Source organism: Pedobacter miscanthi, assembly GCF_003315595.1.
GTDB lineage: Bacteria > Bacteroidota > Bacteroidia > Sphingobacteriales > Sphingobacteriaceae > Pedobacter > Pedobacter miscanthi.
Genome location: NZ_QNQU01000007.1, coordinates 92238 through 114775, shown reverse-complemented (window position 1 = coordinate 114775; position 22538 = coordinate 92238). Strand labels below are relative to the sequence as shown.

At 42.2% G+C, this 22538-nt stretch carries 12 protein-coding genes; 10 read left to right on the top strand and 2 right to left on the bottom strand.

Annotated elements, in window-relative coordinates; all coding sequences use genetic code 11:
• The first annotated feature begins 29 nt into the window (after positions 1-29).
• The 4 genes from DRW42_RS09790 to DRW42_RS09775 all read left to right on the top strand — a co-directional run bounded on the left by DRW42_RS09790 (position 30) and on the right by DRW42_RS09775 (position 7467).
• A complete protein-coding gene (locus tag DRW42_RS09790; RefSeq protein WP_113948644.1) occupies positions 30-3155 on the top strand; it encodes a SusC/RagA family TonB-linked outer membrane protein in 3126 nt (1041 codons plus the stop codon).
• Positions 3156-3175: 20 nt separating this feature from the next.
• Positions 3176-5197 (top strand): RagB/SusD family nutrient uptake outer membrane protein, encoded by a 2022-nt coding sequence (locus tag DRW42_RS09785; RefSeq protein ID WP_113948643.1) that lies wholly within the window; start codon positions 3176-3178, stop codon positions 5195-5197.
• An 18-nt stretch (positions 5198-5215) separates the two neighbouring features.
• A complete protein-coding gene (locus DRW42_RS09780; protein WP_113948642.1) occupies positions 5216-5917 on the top strand; it encodes a DUF3823 domain-containing protein in 702 nt (233 codons plus the stop codon).
• Positions 5918-6180: 263 nt separating this feature from the next.
• On the top strand, positions 6181-7467 hold the full coding sequence (locus tag DRW42_RS09775; RefSeq protein ID WP_147243707.1) for an alpha/beta hydrolase family protein: 1287 nt from the start codon (positions 6181-6183) through the stop codon (positions 7465-7467).
• Positions 7468-7652: 185 nt separating this feature from the next.
• Here DRW42_RS09775 and mgrA read toward each other — a convergent pair whose 3' ends face one another.
• Complete coding sequence (gene mgrA / locus DRW42_RS09770; protein ID WP_113948640.1) at positions 7653-8663, bottom strand: L-glyceraldehyde 3-phosphate reductase; 1011 nt, start codon at positions 8661-8663, stop codon at positions 7653-7655.
• Positions 8664-9227: 564 nt separating this feature from the next.
• Between mgrA and DRW42_RS09765 the strand changes: the two genes are divergently transcribed.
• The 4 genes from DRW42_RS09765 to DRW42_RS09750 all read left to right on the top strand — a co-directional run bounded on the left by DRW42_RS09765 (position 9228) and on the right by DRW42_RS09750 (position 16312).
• Positions 9228-10670: an RICIN domain-containing protein gene (locus DRW42_RS09765; protein ID WP_158544310.1), complete on the top strand. Its 1443-nt coding sequence runs from the start codon at positions 9228-9230 to the stop codon at positions 10668-10670.
• 207 nt (positions 10671-10877) lie between these two features.
• The gene (locus DRW42_RS09760) at positions 10878-12440 is read left to right on the top strand and encodes a DUF5010 domain-containing protein (protein WP_113948638.1); all 1563 of its coding nucleotides are present in this window, start codon (positions 10878-10880) and stop codon (positions 12438-12440) included.
• Positions 12441-12535: 95 nt separating this feature from the next.
• Positions 12536-14758 (top strand): right-handed parallel beta-helix repeat-containing protein, encoded by a 2223-nt coding sequence (locus DRW42_RS09755; RefSeq protein WP_147243706.1) that lies wholly within the window; start codon positions 12536-12538, stop codon positions 14756-14758.
• Between the two features lie 252 nt (positions 14759-15010).
• Entirely contained in the window at positions 15011-16312 is a 1302-nt protein-coding gene (locus DRW42_RS09750; protein WP_113948636.1) for a glycoside hydrolase family 99 protein, read from the top strand.
• Between the two features lie 118 nt (positions 16313-16430).
• On the opposite strand, the gene DRW42_RS28735 is transcribed toward DRW42_RS09750, so the two are convergent.
• Complete coding sequence (locus DRW42_RS28735) at positions 16431-16592, bottom strand: hypothetical protein (protein WP_158544309.1); 162 nt, start codon at positions 16590-16592, stop codon at positions 16431-16433.
• A gap of 442 nt (positions 16593-17034) precedes the next feature.
• On the opposite strand from DRW42_RS28735, the gene DRW42_RS09745 reads away from it, so the two are divergent.
• Together DRW42_RS09745 and DRW42_RS09740 are read left to right on the top strand one after the other, a co-directional pair.
• A complete protein-coding gene (locus DRW42_RS09745; RefSeq protein WP_113948635.1) occupies positions 17035-19251 on the top strand; it encodes a fasciclin domain-containing protein in 2217 nt (738 codons plus the stop codon).
• A gap of 11 nt (positions 19252-19262) precedes the next feature.
• Positions 19263-22520, top strand: coding sequence for a SusC/RagA family TonB-linked outer membrane protein (locus DRW42_RS09740; protein ID WP_113948634.1), 3258 nt, complete (start codon positions 19263-19265; stop codon positions 22518-22520).
• The last annotated feature ends 18 nt before the right edge of the window (positions 22521-22538 follow it).

The window sequence follows — 22538 nt, the reverse complement described above, 5'->3', positions numbered from 1 at the left end:
CAATTAACCAAGTATAAATCAATACAAGTATGAAGAAACAATTATTTCTCCTGCTCGCATGCTGTATCGCGACATTTACATATGCGCAGAATATCGCTGTAAAGGGTAAAGTGACTGATGCCAAAGGTGGGCCACTTATCGGAGTGGTGGTAAAGGTAAAAGGAAGTACCGGAGGAACCTCGTCAGGAACCGATGGTGGTTTTTCCATTTCAGCGCCGAATGGGGCAATTTTGATATTTTCCTATGTCGGATTCGAAAGTAAAGAAATCAAGGTTCCCGGAAATGGATCTGTGAACATTACATTGTCCGAAAACAACAATGCCCTTGGGGAAGTGGTCGTGGTCGGGTATGGAACACAGAAAAAAGCGACTTTAACGGGCTCTGTATCTTCTGTTTCCAACGCTGAGATTTCAACTACGAAAACCCAGAACCTCCAAAATATGCTTACCGGTAAAATTCCCGGACTGCGGGTAGTCCAAAGAACATCCGAACCCGGTGTTTTTAACAATCAGTTTGACATCCGGGGATTTGGTAATCCATTGGTTATTATTGATGGTGTACCTCGCGATAATATTACCCGCCTTGATCCCAATGAAATTGAAAGCGTTTCTGTCCTTAAGGATGCAGCCGCGGCCGTATATGGTGTAAGGGCTGCTAATGGTGTGGTTTTGGTAACAACAAAAAAAGGAAAAAGCGGACGGCCCGAGATCACTTATTCAGGTTTTTATGGTACCCAGACCCCGATTGGCCTGCCAAAACCTGTAGGAGTGATAGACCGGTTTACCCTAATGAACGAAAAAAGTATGCATAAAGTTGACGGCCCTATACTTACCTATAATGATGATGACTTTGCCCCATACCTTAATGGAACCAAAATAGGTACGGACTGGTATGATGCAACCATGCGTGATTATTCGCCCCAATATCAGCAAAACCTTAGTGTGAGCGGTAGTTCAGCTGATCGCTCAATAGATTATTTCATTAATTTGGGATATGCCAAGCAGGGGGGGATATGGAAAAGTAATTCGTTAAATTATGACAGGTATAACCTCCGGTCAAATCTAAATGCCCAGATTTCAAAACGGTTGAAAGCTTCCCTTAAATTAAATGGTATCCTGGAGAAAAAAATGAATCCAAAAGTACCATCATGGCAGCTTTTTTCCCAACTTTGGAGAGCGCAACCAAATGAACTATTCTTTGCCAATAATAATCCTGATTATCTCAATAAGCTGGCATTCGAACATCCTACAGCCAATTCGGATAGTGAAATTTCAGGCTACCAAAAGGATGAGAACAACTGGCTTCAAAGTCAATTTTCATTGGATTACCAGGTGCCCTTTATTGAAGGGCTAACTGCTAGGGGAATGTTTTCGTATGATGCAAAAATTAACAATAACACCGATTATGCGAAATCATATAGTGTTTATGACTATAATGCCGCGAGTAATACATACGCCGCAACTACTAAAAATGGACCTGACCAGCTACGCAGAAGTTTCAATACGACACCTAATTCTTTAATGCAGCTTTCGCTGAATTATGTTAAAAGTATTCAAAAGCATAATGTAAATGCACTCGTTCTTTATGAAGAAAGTAATTCTACAGCTGATAATTTTTTCGCGCAGCGTGAATTGGCCCTGCCTTTGGAATATCTGTTTGCAGGAAAGTCTAAAAACCAATTGGCCAATACAAACCAAAATGGAGTTTCCAAGTTTGCTACAAAAGCACTGGTAGGCAGGTTGAATTATGACTATGCCGGAAAATATCTTGGGGAATTCAGTTTCCGATACGACGGCTCTTCAAGATTCTCTAAAAAAGATCAATTTGGGTTTTTTCCGGGCGGGTCTGTGGGATGGCGTATATCTGAGGAGCCATTTATGAAAAACAGTTCTTCATTAGCTTTTATCAATAACCTTAAGATCCGTGCTTCTTACGGAAAAATGGGGGATGATGGCAGTGTTGCATATCAGTTTCTTTCAGGTTATAATTATCCCTTTGCTGGAAATTTGCAGGCATTGGGCGGAGGTTACATATTTAACGATGAATTTATCAATTCTGTTGGCTTTAGAGCAGTACCCAATCCGGATTTAACATGGGTAGAAGTTAATACAACCAATATAGGTTTAGATGCAGATTTATGGAAGGGAAAACTCGGAATCACATTTGAGGCTTTTAAACGCAGCCGAACTGGACTGTTGGACAACCGTCTTGTAACTGTGCCAGGATCTTTTGGAGCAAATATGCCCCAGGAAAATCTAAACAGTGATGAAACAAGGGGCCTGGAACTTGCCTTAACCCACAAGAATAAAATAGGAGCACTCGGATACAATATCAGTGGGAACGTAGGGCTTACAAGGACAAGGATTATTTATGATGAGCAGGCAAGAGCGGGAAATTCTCAGCTAAATTGGAGAAATAGTACCCTAAACAGGTATAATGATGTCTGGTTCGGATTTGGTTATTTGGGACAGTTTCAGTCTTTCCAGCAAATCGCTACCTACAACCAGTTCACAGGTCGTGGTACGCTTCCAGGAGATTATATTTATGAAGATTGGAACGGAGACGGCACGTTCGATGATGCTGACCGACATCCTATAGCAACGGCAATCAATCCAAACAGTACAAGTGCTGATGGGGATGGTGCAAGGCACAATTACCCACTATTGAATTTTGGATTGAATATTGGCCTTGATTATAAAGGTTTTGACCTTAATTTGTTATTCCAGGGCGCAGCAATGTCTTATGTTTCTTTTCCCGAAGCTTTAAAAGAGCCGCTTGCATTTGATGGTAATGCACTTGAATTGTTCCTGGACAGATGGCATCCTGTTGACCCTAAGGCTGATCCTTACAATCCTGCTAACCAATGGATACAAGGATATTATGCATATACCGGTACGGTGATAAATGAAAATTCAAGAAGGAGTATCCAGAATGGTGCTTATCTGCGTTTAAAGAGCGCAGAACTTGGATATTCACTTCCTAAAGCGATGCTTCAGAAAATTGGGGTACAGGCGGTACGGGTTTATGTGAATGGATATAACTTGTTTACCCTGACCAAAGTTAAGGGTTTAGACCCTGAGCGCCCTTCTGAACTTTATGGATACATGTATCCGATAAACCGGACAATCAATTTTGGAACAAGTATTAGTTTTTAATAAGATTTGGACAAAAGAATATGAAACAATTAAAATATATCGCGGTAATGCTCCTTGTTGGAGTGATGTGCGCTTGTAATAAACTGGATATAGATCCTGTAAATATTATTCAGGATAAAGATTTGTTTAATGATGCGGGTATGCAGGCCTATATGGCCTCACTTTATAGCCGCATGCCTATAGAGGATTTTAAATATAGCGCCCTTACAGGTGACGATGGATTCAATACCTGGGACCAAATTGCTTTGCCGATGCTAAACACCGGTGAAAATGCCAACAGGAATAATGGTGGTTTTGTAAATCCTGCTAAAGCTTACTGGAAAAATGGCTATTTGGTTATCCGATATTCAAACTATTTGATAGAACAATTGCCAAAATACGCCGCAACACTGACGCAGCCCAAGGTAGACAGATGGATTGCTGAAGCTCGTTTTATCCGTGCTTACACCTATTTTGCATTGGTAAGACGTTATGGCGGGGTACCCATTACTACCCAGGTACAATCTTTGAATGCCAGTGTCGAAGAACTGCAGATTCCACGCAGTAGCGAACAGCAGGTTTACGACCAGATTCTTTCTGATCTTGATTATACGATTGCAAATATGGGTGAAACGAGTGAGCAGAAAGGCCGTGTTAATAAAAATATTGCTGCTGCGTTCAAATCAAGGGTAGCTCTTTTTGCCGGATCAAAAGCCCGTTACGGAAAACAGTATATTGTAGATGGGGTAATGCTCAATGGGATTCCGGCCGCAAAAGCGAATGATTACTTTAAATTGAGCTACCAGGCTGCTAAAATGATCGAGGGCAAATATTCCCTTTATAAGAAAACCTGGTCACCTACAGATAAAGTGGCAACTGCAGATAATTTTGCGTCTCTTTTTCTCGATGCTTCGAGTCCCGAGACAATTTTTTCAAAGGGATATTCTGTTCTTGAAAATGTACATAGTTTCGATGCGGTTTATTCTCCCCCTCATATGACCTCAACCTACGGAGACAGGTATAATCCGACCCTTGATTTCGTGGAGCTTTTTGATGGTTTACCCAAAAATGCCAAGGGCGAAATCCAAACCACAAAGCCTGACGGAAGTTATATCGTCTATAATTCTGTAGAGGCGCTTTTCGAAAATTGTGAGCCCCGTTTAAGAGGTACGGTACTATTGCCTGGCCAACCATTTAAAGGCCTGCGCACTGATCTCCGCCGCGGTACATTCATTGAGAGCGTTGATCCTGCTGTACCGATACAAAAACTGGTACCGGAGGGTTCTACGGCCGCCTACACCTCAAATCCTTTTTATAATAATGTAAAACAGGCCGGAACCTGGAACAGCCAGACTCCGATTGTACTTTCAACAGGCCAGTCAATAAATCCTACAGGCCTTGACGGACCAACCTCGGCCAACAATGCCACGGTTACCGGGTTTCATGGACGTAAATATCTGGATCCGAAAATGCTGGCTGCGGATACTAAGTTGCATTTTTCAACAACGCCCTGGATCGAAATTAGGTATGCGGAAATATTGCTTAACCGTGCAGAAGCTGCATTGGAACTTTACCAGAATGGAGTATCTAATGTAGATGGTGTTGATCTTTTAAACGATGCTTACCTTCAGATTAATGCAATTCGGGACAGGGCTGGGGCTGTTTTATTAACTTCAGCTGGGGAATTGTCATCATCAGCACCCTTGGCTCCTGGGACGGGGGTAGGATCTTATGTACTTGCACCGACACGTGGCTTGCAGATTATCAGAATTGAGCGGAGAAAGGAGCTTGCTTTTGAACACGGCCTATGGTGGGACATGCTTCGTTGGAGAACCATCGATTTGGAGGTTAACCAGAGGATCTGGAGAAAACTAAATCCTTTCCTTTTTGCGAAGGGATCTGCGCCACTTGCACCTGATTACATCCAGGGTAAATATATTTTCGATGCCAGGTATGATGAACGGAATGCAAGGTTTACGGTTGCAACCAAGTATTATTATGAGATGATCCCAAGCGCGGAAATCGCCTCAAATCCTAAATTGAAACAAAACGAACAATATTAACCATTACGAAAATCAGGTATGAAAAAGATATTAATTATGCTGCTGTTTTTTGCTGGGATGTCATTACTGCATTCATGCAAAATTGATGATTTCGAGGCTCCGGCTGCAACTTTGCAAGGAACAATTCTTGATAACAAGGGGAGAAACATGCAAGCAGAACAAGGGCAGGGAAATACCAAGGTCAGGCTGGAAGAGCTGAGTTGGAGTAGTGCACCAGTGCCGCAGGATCTAAATATCAAGCAGGATGGATCTTACATCAATAACAAACTATTTGCAGGTAGATATCGTCTCAATGTCATTGAAGGCCCATTTTATCCGACAGTTGCGCAAGAAGTTGAAATAAACGGAACAACAACCCATAATTTTCAGGTAACGCCCTATGTAGATCTTGATTGGATTGGGGAACCGACCCTTACAACAGATAAAAAAATATCGGTGAAGTTTAAGTATGTAAGAAATGAAGCACCTAATGGAGTTACCAAGCCAGCTGCTACTGATTATAGGTTATTCGTATCGACTACACAATATGTGGGGAACAATAATTTTGATCCCGGAAATTCTTTGGTTACAGTCCTTCCTGCTGAGAATACTGAAATCACATTAACTACAAATTCCCCAATGAAATATTCTACAACCTATTATATAAGGGTTGGAATGAGGGTAAATGATACTTTTAAAAAGTATAATTATACCACTGTAAAAACAGTTACAGTACCATAATTAGATTAAGATTTGGGATCATGGCTGATCCCAAATCTTTTTTGAACTATAATTAAGTCGGCTCGTTAAAAAAACAACCAATTGTGTGGGACGGATAGCGTGAAATTTTGCAATTCTAATATTTCCCTCAATTTTATGTGTTACAAAAAGAAATCCATCCCGATTTTTAGTCTTGGTAAGAAATTAAAATAGTAAAAATGATATATAGGGTCTTTTTGTCTCCCATAGTAGGCATTATCCTTATCACATGTGTGCTTGGGTTAATGAATAATCCTGTTTGTGCGCAATATCTTCGCATAGAATATCCGGCATTGAGCAAAGAAAATACAATGAAGCTGGCTGTTAGCTATGCCTTGTGGATTCCGGAAGGGGTTAAAACTATCCGTGGTATTGTTGTGCATCAGCATGGGGCTGGAACCATCGCTGCAAAGACTTCTGAAGATGGCGTCCATGACCTTCATTGGCAGGCACTGGCAAAAAAATGGGATTGTGCATTTTTGGTACCGACCTATCATGTGCTCAGCAATGAAACCGGTGTTGCTAATGGAGGCGCAATGCTTTGGTTCGATCCTAGAAGGGGATCCGAAAAAACTTTTTTAACTGCGCTCAAGGAATTTGCCGCAAAATCAGGTCATCCTGAACTGGATAGAATACCTTGGGTATTATGGGGACATTCGGGAGGGGCAATTTGGTCTGACGTAATGACCATGCTACATCCGGATAGAGTGGCCGCCCTTTGGCTCCGGTCGGGTGCAGCATCTATGGGAACAAACTGGACTGAATTTCCCGAGGTGAGCATACCCGCCGCCGCCTATGCTGTTCCTACAGTCTGCAACTCAGGAATACAGGAAAAAGCTGGTATCGGTGCCAGCCAGATGCAGAAGTTTATCGATTACCGTAAAAGAAATGCGCCCATTGCTTTTATCAGCGATCCCCTCACAGGGCACTGGACAGGAAATAGCCGTTATCTGGCTATTCCGTTTTTGGATGCTGTTATGAAGCTCCGTCTTGCTGGCCCTGGTGATATAAACCAGACACTTAAGCCAATTGTGATGGAAAAATCCTGGCTTGCTCCCGTTAATGGTGGAGACGTTATTTTGAATTCCAGTTTTAAAGGTGACCCAGTCTCTGCTATTTGGTTGCCAAGCCAGACAGTGGGCAAGCTTTGGGATGAATTTATCAAAACTGGCGGAGTTAGTGACACTACCCCCCCTCCAGCACCATTTGACCTAAAGATAAAGGATCTTGGCGATAAGGGAACCGAAATCACCTGGAGCGCGGAAGCCGATTTGGAAAGCGGTATCCATCATTTCATTATAATGAAAGATGGACAGGAATTAGCAAATCTCCCTTCAGTAAACCTGGTGAGGTTTGCTGTACGTCCTATGTTTCAGGCTGGATGGACAAATTCGTATAACGATGCACCTGCAAATCCTGTTCCCGAAATGCGCTTTGTGGATTTTTGGCCCAAGGATAATGTTAATCATATATATTCCGTAATTACCGTAAACACTGTTGGATTAAAATCAGCACCCGCCCACTCAAGATAATTTTATTTGGCTATTAAAGTTATAAGGAGCCCCTTATACTGACAAATTTGGCGAATCGATAGGGAAGGCAATAATCTTCTTTGGCGAGAGCAATCGCTCCCGCTAAAGAAAATTTAAACGAAATTATTTTAGGGAAAAGTCGGTTTTGACCGGCCACTAGTTGAATAGCGCCTACACATGAGGTATTATAAAGCGACATTTTTGTTTGAATCCAGTATCTGGTTGATCCGGTTAAGTTCGTCATTGTCGAAATAACTATTTTTAACAGCCCCGACTGCTTCATCAATTTGTTGGGTACTGGAGGCACCAATAAGTACCGAGGTGACCCTTTGATCTTTCAGTAACCAAGAGAGGGCCATCTGTGAAAGTTTCTGATCCCTCGATAATGCAAGCTGGTTGAGTTGTTCCGCCTTTCTCATGTTCGACTGGTTAAGGTCAGATTGTTTGAGAAAAATCCCGCTATTTGCAATCCTTGATTCCGCTGGGATACCATTAAAATATTTGTCTGTTAATAGGCCCTGTGCAAGTGGCGAAAAGGCAATACAACCAGTGCGTTCTTTCTCTAGCACCTCCAACAATCCCTTCTCAGCCGACCTTTCCAACATGGAATATTTCACTTGATGGATCAGGCACGGAGTTCCCATTTCCCGTAACATGGAAATAGCGTCTTGGGTTTCACTTGGACCATAATTTGAAATCCCAACATAAAGTGCCTTACCCTGCCTTACCAAAAGACTGAGTGTAGCCATCGTTTCCTCTAAAGGTGTCTGCGGATCGGGCCTGTGGTGATAGAATATATCCACATAATCCAATCCCATTCTTTTTAGGCTTTGGTCTAAGCTGGAGACAAGGTATTTTTTTGATCCCCAGTCCCCATATGGCCCATCCCACATAGTATAGCCTGCTTTACTGGAAATTATCATTTCATCTCTGTAGTCTTTAAATTCTGAATGGAGAATCTTTCCGAAAACCTCTTCTGCAGAGCCTGGCGGCGGGCCATAGTTATTTGCAAGGTCAAAATGGGTTATACCTTGGTCAAATGCAGAGGTGATGATCTGTTTAGCTTTTTCAATTTGGTTGACATGTCCGAAATTATGCCAGAGTCCTAGGGAAATTGACGGCAGTTTAATTCCGCTGTTACCACAACGGCGGTATTGCATCGATTCATATCGTTGCTGGGATGGTGTTTTAATCATGAGAATTATTTTTTATTAGACTTTTATCATTTTAGGCAATGAGATTAAACTTTTCACATTATCAAGATCAGCGTTAAAAGAACCCGCACTCTATCTAAAGTGCAAGTATATGCTGAACCATTAATTACAACTTAAAAATGGCCTAATTACTCGGAGAATAGCATTTTTTATCGCAAAAAATCCTTTTTGTAGTAAAATCGTTTCCTGTTTTTTTAATAAAAACAAATAATATTTCTATGCTGGGATAAGCTGAAAAGGGGAAAAATAAAATTAAGAGCATAAAAATCTATGATTAAATGCCGATTATTTTTTTTTTAAGCTTTTTTTAAGACTTGAAATTAGTTTTGTGTTTTGGCAATACGGTTCATTGCCTTTAAAACATAACCAAATATGATAGACAAAATTACAAAACCACATGGGGGATGGCAATTGCTGTTTCCTGGATTCGGACATCTCTGTTCCAGACCAATTCAAGTTGTCAAACAAATGGTCTTTCAATTATTCGCATGCCTCTCTATGGTCACTTTATTATGTAACTGTAGTAAAATCTCTCAAGAGCCGTCAATGGCTTCCCCTGGGATAAAATCTATTTCAGAAAGCAGTACCAAGCAAGCTTTATCTGCCCTGGCCGGATCTGGAGATCCTAGTGATTCAAATATCAGATATTTTGGAAGATGGGATTCGAGCAATTCGTCTCAATATGTAAGTTATTGGGGCGGAGCATATGTTCGGGTAAAATTCACGGGTACGACTGTTAAAATAAAAGTAGGTACGGCCACTAATTATTACGCTAAAATTGACAATGGTGCCTGGATAAGCTACCTGAATGCCAATGGTACGATTAACCTGACACCCAGTCCACTGGTTAATGGTACACATACGGTCACTGTTGCCCAGGGAAAAGACTACAACTATGTGTTTAATTTTCAAGGATTCATATTGGATGCGGGTGCAACTACAAGTGTTCCCGATGTCTCTGGAAATATTATCGAATATATCGGCGATTCAATTACAGCGGGATACGCTGCAGGTTCGGGCGGTCAGGCTAATGTGTCAGCCTATGGCTGGGTGTGTTCAGAAGCCTTGGGTGCCGAGCATACACAGATTGCTTATCCGGGTGTCACCCTTGTAAGTGGTTATACTACGAATCCAGGTATGGATGTTCAGTATTTTAAATTGCAAAATCCTTCATATCCATCTTCTTCAAACTGGGATTTCACAAAATATACTCCAAAATTGATTGTTGTAAATCTAGGTACAAACGATAATAACCAATCTGTGCCTGATAACATCTTTCAAAATAATTATACTACCTTTTTGGCAAATATCCGTGCTAAATTCGTCAACGCAGAGATATTTGTGATGAGAACTTTTATTGGCGTAAAAGCTACCCCGACACTAGCGGCTGTGAATGCAAGAATTGCAGCAGGGGACACTAAAGTCCATTACATAAATACCACTGGCTGGTTAACTTCAACGGATTATTCAGATGGGCTGCATCCTAACGTCAGTGGTCATATTAAAGCAGCCAACTTGCTGAAACCGATTCTGGCGCCTTATTTAGGTGGAAGCCCTGCGCTTGCCAATGGAACTTACAAAATAATAAACCGGAACAGCGGTCTGGCAATCGATGCCCAGGCACAGGGAATAATTAACGGAACATCGATTCAGCAATGGACGTATAATGGTCAGAATAATCAACGCTGGACGGTGACAGACCTTGGAGGTGGACAATATAGGATTGTAGGGCTGCAAAGTGGAAAGTCACTTGATGTTTCTGGTCAATCTTCTGCGGATGGTGCAAAACTTCAGCTTTATACTTCTACAAGCGGTAATAATCAAAAATGGATTATTACACCAACTTCAGGAGGTTATTACACCGTTAAAGGTGTTCAAAGCAATAAATTGATGGAGGTAGCCAGTAATTCAACAGTTACAGGCGCCCTTATCCAGATATGGAGTGATGCAGGTACCAATAGCCAACAATGGGCTTTTCAGGCACCTTAAGGGCCTATTGATATTTATCGGTTATATATCGGATTAGGTTTATTGGTTAATGGTTAGGATGGGCGGAGTTATCCGTTCATCCTTTATAGATAAGGTAATTCTAATCTGTGGTTTGATTTTTTACCAGAATTAATCTGCCACCACAACCAGAGCTTATTCCACCCGTTACATATCTGTCTAACCATTTATAAATTTAGAGTTTGAAAAATGAGACCATTCAACATCTTCGTTTTATCAGCTATTTTTTCTTTACTGGCAGGCTGTGCCAAAACTCAACAAGAAAAAGAAATTAGTGCGGGACCATCGTCCGATTTGAAGTTAGCCGAAGAATCATCTGGCGATGTGGACAAAGATGTTGTCGCCACCCAATTTATAGGATCTGTTGTTGGTTTTAACGGGACGGTACGTTCTGGTGGAGGCCAAAATCCAAGTCCCGCCGGTAATATACTTTATAACCTCCCTTTGTATAAGTCCTCGGCAACAGAGAATGACTGGTGGGATAATCTGGTTGAAGAATTCGCTTATAGTGGACAGGATTTTCTGGCGGCGAATTGTCGTGGGTATAGCCCCAATGTTCCCACGGTTGATCATGGTGATCCCAGAAAGCTTGTCAATCTGGTCCAGGCAATGGATCGCCGTGGTGTTGCAAACAAATTTAAGCTGGCAATTTTTGATGATTGCCCATCTTCATGGGCCGCAAACCGGAATGTGGATAACGGTCAGGGCTACCAGCCAACCAGTCCAAAATTTGATTGCGGCAATACTGTCAACTACAAATACATCTGGGATCTTAATATTAAAACTGCTTTCCAAAATATACCTGATGCCAAACGGTTTAAATATAATGGCAGACCTGTCGTATTTTTCTGGAGTGTAACTACAAATTGGGCCGATAATTATGGTAATGGTAATTTAAAAAAGATCTTACAATATATACGGGCTCAGTTTCAGGCGACTTTCAGTCAGAACCCCTATCTGGTTATTGACAAGTCATGGATTGACCGTGATCCTACGGTTAATGATCCCGCTGTAACAGATGCGGTGCACAATTGGTTTACGATGGCAAACCCCCATACGCTCTATACTTTTAATGGGGTAAAAGTAGGGTCAGGAGTTCCTGGTTTTCGGGTGGTCCAAGGTGCTACCAATATGTTTATCGACGCCAATCACGGTCAACGCTTCATTACCACACTAAATGGTACTAAAGGTGCTGGAGCAGTATTGACATTACTGGAAGGGTTTACCGATGTTTCGGAGAACGCGGCGATCTTCAGGAACAAGGATGTTACTTATTATGATTATCCAAACCAGCGAATCAATATCGTCCGGGGTTATTCCAATGATCCCTTTCCGACAACTTTAAAGGTGGAAGCGGAGGGTTGCGACTTTTATAGTGATGTTACTCCCGGGAATAGTGGAGGAACTTTCCGTGATGGTGATATTGATGTAGTCAAGACAGGTGATGTCTTGGGGGGCTGGCATGTAACCGCCGCGCAGGCCAATGAATGGATGGAATGGAGAGAGATACCTTTTAGAGCAGGTAATTCGAAATTTCAGCTCAGGTATTCTTCAAACCAGGCTGCTACAATTCGGTTTAATGTCGATGGTATAGATTTGCCGATAGTTAACCTACCGGTTTCTGGTAGCGGGGTATATACCACGGTCGATGCTGGGACGAAATCTATAACAACCAATAGCGCACATACTGTGAGGTTGAAAATTATGTCTGGCTCCTTAGCGATAAACTATTTTAACCTGGTAAATTTTTAATAAACACAAGCTTTCCTGCAACTAATTAATTCAATCACATGAAAAAAAACTATTTAGCATTAATTTTCATATTTGGGCTGCTGTTGCTCATAAGCATGGCAACCAGGGTTTCAGCCCAAGGTGCGACTACACCTTTTAAATCAATCGAAGCTGAATCCGGTACCCTGGCGGGAGGAGCAACCATACGTACAATGACAACGCTTCCCAGCCAGCCTACCCCCGAACTGGAGGCATCAGGGCGGTCATTCGTTGAACTCAATTCTACAGGGGAGTCGGTAAGCTGGGTGAACGACACTGGGATCAGTGCAAATACAATCGTTATCCGGGGATCCATTCCGGATGCGCCTACCGGGTTTGGAATTGATGCTTCGGTGAATCTCTATATTGATGGTGTATTTCGTCAGGCAATCACCATGACTTCCAAATATAGCTGGCAATATGGGGTAGCTCAGAATTGGAACATTAATGATCCATCGGCAGGTACGCCACATCGCTTCTATGATGAATTCCGCGCCTGGATCACCGGGGCAGCCATTGCTCCCGGGAGCACGATTACCCTTAAAAAAGACGCTGCTAACACTGCCGCGTTTTACTATATCGATATGTTCGATCTGGAGAATGTTGGTGCTCCGCGGACCCAGCCTGCAAATACACTCTCTGTGATGGACTACGGTGCTACATCCGGTGATGCTACCGATGATTCGGATGCCTTCCTGGCATGCATCGATGACTGCGAAAGACTAAAGAAAGGCATGTGGATACCTGTTGGCAATTTTAAAACGAGTAAAGCCATTGATGCTTCCGAAATTACCATTAGTGGTGCGGGTATGTGGTATACAACCCTGCAACGGATAATAGGGGGACGTCATAAATGGAGCCTGACCAATTGCACGATACGTGATGTTTATATCTTCGGTAATGAGACCGGCCGCGACCTTGCCCATGGCCACGACTATGGTATGACCGTGCAGGGATCTGCGGGCTGGCTTGTAGAAAGGGTCTGGGTTCATAATGTAGGTGCTGGATTCTGGTGCAGTGGTACAGATGGAACTATCAAGGATTGTAGGGCATCAAATGACTGGGCGGATGGAATTAATTTAAATAACGGCTCATCGGTACAAGCTAATAATGCAGGGTTGAGATTGACCTGCCAGAACAACTATGTGAGGGGCTGTGCTGATGATGGCATTGCAATTAATGCAGGCAACGGTGGTGGTACTGCCGGAAATATGGTAGATACCAAAATTCTCAACAACTCTTCCATAGCCACTATCTATGCCAATGGTATCCGCGTCGCGGGTGGAAGAAATTCACTTTTGCAGAATAACCTGATCACCGATAACGCGGATCTTTCAGGTATTGTTCTCTCAACTTTTGGGGTTGATGCAAATCCCTGTGAATCGGTGACGGTCAAAAATAATCTATTGATCCGGTGCGGGGGATTTAGGAGCGCTGCACAGGGGGCTATATTTATCAATGATGGCACGACTGGTGTGGTTCAGGAGAATACGATTATTGATTGTTTTGCGAATAAAGCAATAGCAATCAAAAAATTTAATGTTACCCTAACAAGCAACATCGTTATTAATCCAGCGGCGACCGGTTTTTATATCATGTCCGGTGCCACGGGAAGTGCGGTAATTAATTACAATACGGTAACGCAACTTAAATCTGGCCAGACCGCTTTTAAAAATGATGGTACGGCTACTTTTCCATCCCCGTCCCTTACGGGTAATAGTTGGCAACAAACGGCAACCGAAGTGAGTTTTTTCCAGAATACCAATTATGGCGGCACTGCAGGTCAGGCAATGCCGGTAGGAAATTATACCCAGGCGCAGTTGGCATCAAAGGGGGTTGCTAACGACTGGGCTTCCTCGGCAAGAGTGCCGAGCGGGCGCAGGGTAATTATGTATTCAGGAGATAACTTTACGGGCACCTCTTGGATACTGACATATGACACGCCGGTATTTTTGAACCTGAGTCCAAATGCAAACGACCAGATGTCTTCTTGCAAAGTGGAGACTGCCCCCTCACAACTCGCCTTTAATACATTTGCAGCGAACAGTAACGCAGAGCGTATTACACCGCCTGAAACGGTAACGGGAACAGGAATCATGATTTACCCAAATCCGGTTAGCGCTACATTGAATATATGGGGATTAAAGGAAAGCAGTAACGTGGTCATCAGGGATTTCCGCACGGGCAATGTGGTGCTCAAAGCAAAGACTTCTGGCGCTGTGGATGTTAGTAAATTATCATCAGGGTATTATTTTATCAATATTGGTAAAGATAAAGGAATAAAATTTATCAAGGACTAGTAAGGAAAATGGGTAGTAAAACTATCACGTTGATTAATTGAGGTGCTTTCAGATATCCTTGGACCTTAACATATTACTGGCCTTTACCGACATTGCTAGAATTATATATTTCGGCAGCCATATTTACATCATAACCATAAACCCTTGGGAAAAAGGATTAACTCCCAATTGTGACGGTCCGGCAAAAATCCTATTGTTCCATGTACGTTAAAAATATTCAATTATCCTATTTTATAACTTAAATTAATCTTTATGAAAAACAATGAGCAGTATTCAAAACTTCCCGGTGGAAGTTTTATTGGTGCAGCAAAGAAATTTGCATTTTGCTCCACACTTTTTATAGGCTTGGTGGCCTGTCAGAAAAAAGCAGGAGTTGATGTTGTCCAGGGGCCTGGTAAAGTAAGCCTCAGCGGTGGTGGCCCGACAACCCTTGCCTCTCCCGTAGGTGACGTAGTTGGAAAAGTAACGACGGGGTATCAGGGATGGTTTGGTGCCGCTGGTGACGGGGCACCATTGAACTCTTGGCAGCACATGAATCTAGAGGCCTGGCCCGATGTGAGGGAATATCTTTATACCTATTCGGGAACGCCATTTAAGCAGAACGGGGTAACCCAGCCGGGGTATACCGGAAATCTCGGCAACGGAACTCCTGCCAAAATGTTCTCTTCATGGAGTTCGCAGACCATTGCAAAACATTTGCAATGGATGCAACAATATGGCATCGACTGTGTCGCTTTACAACGGTTTGGTAGTTATCTTGATGCCGGAGCCAAAAAAAATCAATTCGATCAGATCGTTGCCAAAGTGAGGAATTCGGCGGAAGTCTATGGCCGTAAATTTTATATCATGTATGATTGCAACAGCAATACACCGTGTGAGGCTGACTGGACGAATTCAATGCAGCAGCATACCGCATCCTCAGCATATGCCAAACAGAATGGCAAACCGGTCGTATGTTTCTGGGGAGTAGGAAAGGATGGGCGTGGAATCACAAGCGAGTGGGTAAATAAAATCAACTGGTTCAAAGCCCACGGTTGTTACGTAATCGGAGGTACAATGGGTGATTTCTCTACGGATACTGCGGATGCTCCTGCTTATCTGGCCTGCGATATGATCATGGCCTGGTACGTCGGAAGAACAGGAAACTTTCCGCCCGCCTATAGCGCTGATGTAGCTTGGTGCAATGCAAATGGAAAAGATTATCAGGCGGATATCTATCCTGGATTTTCATTTAACAGCGACAATCCCTCTAAACCGAAAAATGAAATTAAAAGATTGCATGGAGACTTTATGTGGTCCCAGTTTGCAGCGGCAAAAAATGCAAATGTAAAAAGTGTTTACATTTCGATGTTCGATGAGTTAAATGAGGCAACACAAATTTTTAAGACCGCAGAAAATGCTTCAATGGCACCAGCAGGTAAATATTTTCTTAATTTAGACGCGGATGGTGTTGCCCTTTCATCTGATTTCTATCTAAGACTGACAAATGATGGAGGCAAAATGATAAAGGGACAGATTCCCTATACTGCGACCCATCCCACTTCACATCAATAGTGATCAATAGGATACAACTTCGATAAGGCCTGCATTGGCTGATTCTCCAGAAAGTGTGCTTATCTACACAGCAAGCCTGGGAACCACATTGGTTCCCAGGCTTGCTTGTTTAAATCCTCTAATAACCAATTCTCCACTTAATGGGAAGATAGTTATTGTCAATCCGTATCTGTTTAGGGGATTCCTGATCAGGACTTTGCCCGGCCAGTACCAAGCCTTTAACCAGGGTTGGTTCTAAAAAAGATTTCTCTCCCGGATAAGCTTGAATTGTGGTTGCCAACTGTTCGATAATTGTATGTTTTTGTCTTTCTTCTCAGTCCAAATTGGAAAAATTTGTATTTTTTACCGTATTGAGCCTTCATAATGGCATCACTAATGAAAAAAAATATAAAATTTTCAAAATTGTAAATACGTTATTTTTTTTAAAAAAATGCGCCCTGATATTAACAGGCCACTTTTTTATGAAAACCACCTGAAGACTATTTTCTGCAGTTAAAAAGAGGTAAAAAAAAATCAGAGTTAAGACAATTTTAAGCTTTTTTTAAGGAATAATAATTGATTTGTGTTCAGATTCTAACCAGATCAAACAAACTAAAATGACCAAAGCAGATACTCTTACACTGAAAGCTTTACGCTTTAGGTGAAAATAAAACCGGAGTTCCATACCACCTGTATGGATCGACAGTCGATATCTATTGTCTCAATTTAACCAAATAATAATTATGAGGAAACAACTACTATTATTGTACTTTTTTTGTATAATCCTAAACGGATGTAAAAAGGAATATGGGAAATTCTACGACCCGCCACCCGGACAGGCAGCTCAGCTTTATCTCCAATTATCCCAAGATCCTACACTTTCGATTTTCGTTTCGGCAATTGATCGTGTGCCGGGCTTGAAGGAAGAATTAAACTCTTCTGGTCTATTTACCATAATGGCACCTGACAATGCTGCCTTTGCAAAATATTTTGAAACGCAAACGACCTATAAGTCAATAGAGGAGATGCCTGCCGAAACGGTAAAGGATCTTGTTAATTATCATATCATGAAATGGATGTTATTTCAGGGTAATTTTCTTAATCCGGGAATTACTAAGACGAATTACGAGATCTATAAATATGAAACCAAGGCAAGCAGTACCTATTATGATGCTGCTGCAAAAAAGATGATCTTTTATCCCAGCAAGATGCTCCAGGTTTACACCCCGCAGTTTTTTTCCTATTATAATGTCACTGCCCAGGATTATGCCGAGGTATATGGCCCGGGATCTGCGGTAGACGCAGCGTCGGGAATGAATGTAATGGCAGCCTCTGTAATAAAAAGAGATGTATCTTCCGGGAATGGGGTTATACATGTGCTGGACAGGGTACTCAGCCCTCCCAATAATATTGCGCAGGAACTCGATAGCAATCCTGAATTCAGCGCATACAATAAATTTCTAAAAAGATACTTTACCAGCTATACTTACAATAACGCGGCAACAATTGCACAGGGTAACCGCGGGGATATAAACGGAGACGGTATCACAGATTCTTTATGGACGCGCAACTATGCAACTGATGCCAATCTTGACCAGGAGAATCCGGTTGATGCTGCAAAAAAGCCTTTGGCACTGACAGCTTATATCCCTTCGAAGAGCGCGTTCACAGAATACCTGCAGAATAAGTTACTGAAGAATTTTTACAACCAGGAAGATTCTATTCCGATGCACACCTTACAGTTGTTGTACAAGTCACAGGTATCCTCGACTGCCTACTGGCCGTCAAAGATTGCTAGCGGACAAGCGCTTAGTGCGCTTGGGGATAAGATTGTTCTTGAAAAGGGAGATATCAAATCCATCCAAATGAAAAGTAACGGGATTTTCTATACGACAAATAAAGTCGTTGAACCTGCCGCTTTTACTACAGTTGGAGGCCCATCATTTTTTGCACCAAAGTATTGGTATTTCGCAGAAGCACTGGTGACTACCAATTTAATAAATCAGTTGCTTTCCCCAACAGCAAAGTTCACTGTTTTTGCACCGACAAACGAGGCTTTTTTAAAACGTGGGATCTACTATACAACTACTCCACTGGCGGCAGGTGCAAAACCGGGCTTCTACAGGAAAAATACATCGAATGTTGAGGAACTGGTTTCTTTAACAGAATTATCAGCCATCATCGGTAACGGGATCATTCCCAATAATGAAATCAGGACAAGTGTCATAGGGGATGGGCAGGATCATTTTTATGCTACTCAGAATGGCAGCTTTCTTGCAATCCAAAATGGTTCATTACATGGTAGTGAGGCAGATACTCTTGTAAATGTGAATATCGATAAAGACTTGAAGCAGGTTAACGGTTATTTTCACGGGGTTGACAAACTGATATATAATCCAAGACAGTCTATTTTCGAACTGATCAATTCAGCAAGTAGTCTGATTACCGCATTTCCACAGGTTAATCCCCAATACCGTAAGTTCAAGGAGCTATGCACTGCTGCCGGCATTCTTACAAAAGATTTTGGAGGAACCATTACACAGGTAGATGCCAATAAAAAGCTGACTCTATTTGTTCCCTCTAATGAAGCTATTACCGCTGCCCAGAATTCGGGACTTCTCCCGGTTACACCGCTCCCGGCGGGAGTGGTTTTGACAGAAGCTGAAAGGAAAAGGATCGCCCAGTACATCAGCTACTTTTTTGTGTCCGACCAGCAAATTTTTACTGACGGAAAGATTACGGGAATTTATAATACCAGAAAGCAGTCGCCAAACTCAACGCCGGCAAACATTAATTATCTCAAATTGAATATTTCCTATTCTGGTTTTTTAAGAGTAACCTCTAACGGGACAGTTTCTGCTACAGTAATTAAGACCGATCCAATGCTTTATCCCCAGAACCGTATTGCCAGGGACGGGATCGTCCAGATTATAGATAACGCATTTACTTCACAATACTAACGATAGGGATAATGATTTTAAAAAAGTATTTTTTTAGAGCGGTGGCCTTCATTGCGTTATTGATGATGGCACAAAAGTTAAGTGCGCAAAGTTCCGCAGTACAGATAACAATCGTAAGAGGTAAGATTACAGAAAAAGCAACCGGAAAACCACTTCCAGGTGCTACGATAACCGAAAAAAACAAGGATAACCGATTGGTAAACGGTGTTGTTTCCGATCAGAACGGGAATTACCAGATCAAAATAAACGACACGAAAGATTCCCTGCATTTTGCAATGGTCGGACTCAAATCCGTATCAAGGGCCATAAGGGGAGAAGTAATCAATGTCTCCCTTGAGGACAGCGAAAATTCTTTGGGCATTGTCGAAATTACTGGCAATGTTAAGACCAATAGCGGTGGCTTTTTAAATATAGAACGAAAGAACCGGACCAGTGCTTCCTCCAGGATTGATATGAAAGATCTTGAAAATGTGCCTGCAACTTCTATCGATGCATTATTGGAAGGAAAAGCATCCGGATTACTCATTTCGATGAACGATGGAAGTCCCGGGTCGGGTTCTTCTATACAGATCAGGGGGGCAACTTCGCTTGGCCTGAATTCCCAGCCATTGGTTGTGGTAGATGATGTTCCGTATAAATCCCCTGCGGGCACAGATGTAGATGCAAATAATCCCCAGGGTCTTAGTGATCTGGTAGGGATTTCCCCCTCAGATATCGCATCAATAGATATTCTAAAGGATGCAGCAGCTACCGCAGTATATGGCTCAGATGGTGCCAATGGTGTTATTGTAATCAGAACCAAAAGAGGAAACAATTATGCCCCATCCATATCCATTAATTCTATTACCCAGATCAAGATTCCCCAAAGGCCTTTTCCCCTATTAAACGGCGATGAATATAAAACAATGATGCTGGAGGCTTATCAAAATAAGTACGGAACCACGGGTATTGATCTGGTTTCCAGTGCAATCGGGAAATTATTTTTAGAACGTGGGGCCATAGATTATGAGAATTATAATAACAATACCTACTGGCCGGATGTGATCAACATGAAGCGGGGTTTTTCCCAGAGTACAACGGCCAGCATTCTGGGTGGGGGGGAAGCTACCAGTTATAGCGTCAGTATGGGATATTTAAATGATACTGGCCCGGTAATTAACACCAATTATAAAAGACTCACGGGCCGCTTTAACTTTGATTATAAAATCTCGAATAAACTTAGGTTCAGTAGCAATTTTTCTTATCTAAATGAGAACAAGGCAAGTACGATAGAAAATGTTGGTGATATCGTAGTCAGAAAAGCCCCGGTATTGCCGGTTTATACCCAGGATCAATATGGGAATCCCCTAGCCACTTATTTTGTCCCGGGAACATCAGGATTTCAGAATGATTTAAAAAACCCGCTGGCTCTCGTTGATAACGGAATCAGTACCAATAAGGCAGACCGTTTGGACGCGAGTGTTTTTCTTCGCTATAACCCAATTAAGGGCTTGCAGATTATCAGTCAGGTCGCCAACTCTTTTCAGGGTGGGAGAAGTGATAAATTTTTACCTCTAACCGCCTCTGGAGCAGATTATTTCAGACGGACAAATCTGTTGCTGAGCGCTAGTGATCAGGTTAATACAGGAAGTGTTATTCCCCAGAATTATTCCCGGATCAATATAAAAAACGATCTGAATTATAGCTATTCGAGTGGCAAACACACTTTTCAGGGTTTATTTTCCTCGATCATCAGCAGTGAAACTACGACCAGTATCACTATAAATGGAAGGAATACACCCTCAGAATATCTGGAAGCAGGCTACTCTACTGATTACATCAATAATATTGGTTCGTATAAATTTACCAGGCGTGAGACCAAGCTCATTGGGCAGGCTGTCTATCAGTACGCTGATAAGTTTTCGGTAATGGGATCGATCAATCGTGAAGGAAGTTCTACTTTCGGAAAAAATAATATGTATGGTACGTTTCCTTCTGTGTCAGCATTTTGGAGACCTACTTCTGAAGCGTTCATGAAGGGAACCAAAAATTGGCTTACCGACTTAAAATTTCGTGGAAGCTGGGGCATTACCGGACGTGCACCACAAAATGGACAGTCCAATCTGCTAACCTATTCGGCAAATGCAGCTTTCGCGGATATACAGGGAGTTGTGCCTGATAATATTGAGCTTACCAACCTAAGATGGGAAAAATCAACTTCTGTTAATATTGGCTCTGATATACTCTTCTTCAATGGAAAATTAAGTGTTTCTGCTGACTGGAGCAATATCAAGACCAGGGATTTATTGCTCAATCAGCCAATAACCGGAACTTCCGGATTTGAAAGCATACAGACGAATTTTGGTGATATGGAGGGTAAAGTTTATGAACTTGAAGTTTTTACAAACGCTATCCGCGGAAAAAAATGGAGGCTTCAGGCTTCTTTTAATATTGCTTCGAGCAATACCAGGATCACTGCTTTACCAAACAATCTTCCGGTTATTAATGCGAGCGCCTTTGACAATGGGAAATTCATGTCATTGGTAAATGTTGGTGACAGGATAGGAACAATTTACGGCCTAAAATACAAAGGGGTTTATTCAAGGGATGAAGATGCATTTGTTAAAGACGATGCGGGTAAATATGTCACCGATTTTAACGGCCAAAAAATTCCGATCAGGTGGCTGAACTCTACAGGTGAAATTTTTACGGGAGGTGATGCAAACTATGAAGATCTCAACAAGGACGGTATTATCAATAAACAGGATGTTACTGCAATTGGAAATGCTGTCCCTAAAGTTTATGGTGGATTTATGTTCCGCTTAGGTTACTCGGATTGGGAACTGATGTCCACATTCACCTACCGCTATGGGGTAGATATTGTAAATGAGGCACAGATGAATTCAACTAATATGTATAATAACAATAACCAGTCGTCGGCAGTAATGCGGAGATGGAGAAAGCAAGGGGATGTTACCGATATCCCAAGGGCTTTGCTGGGTGCTGGACATAACTGGGTAGGCAGTGACCGCTTTGTAGAAGATGGTTCCTATGTGCGGATGAATACACTTTCTCTCACCTACAATATCCCTAAGAAGCTTTTAGCCAGACTTTCTTTAAGGACTGCAAGGCTTACTTTCACCTCTTCGAATCCTTTTCTGCTCACCAAATATACAGGGGTGGATCCGACGGTGAGCATGAATGGAAATGATCCGTTCAGTACAGGGCGTGACAGAAGCCAGACACCGAATCCACTGGTTTTTACACTGGCAGCTCTGATAACTTTTTAATGATTTTAATGGAATAGT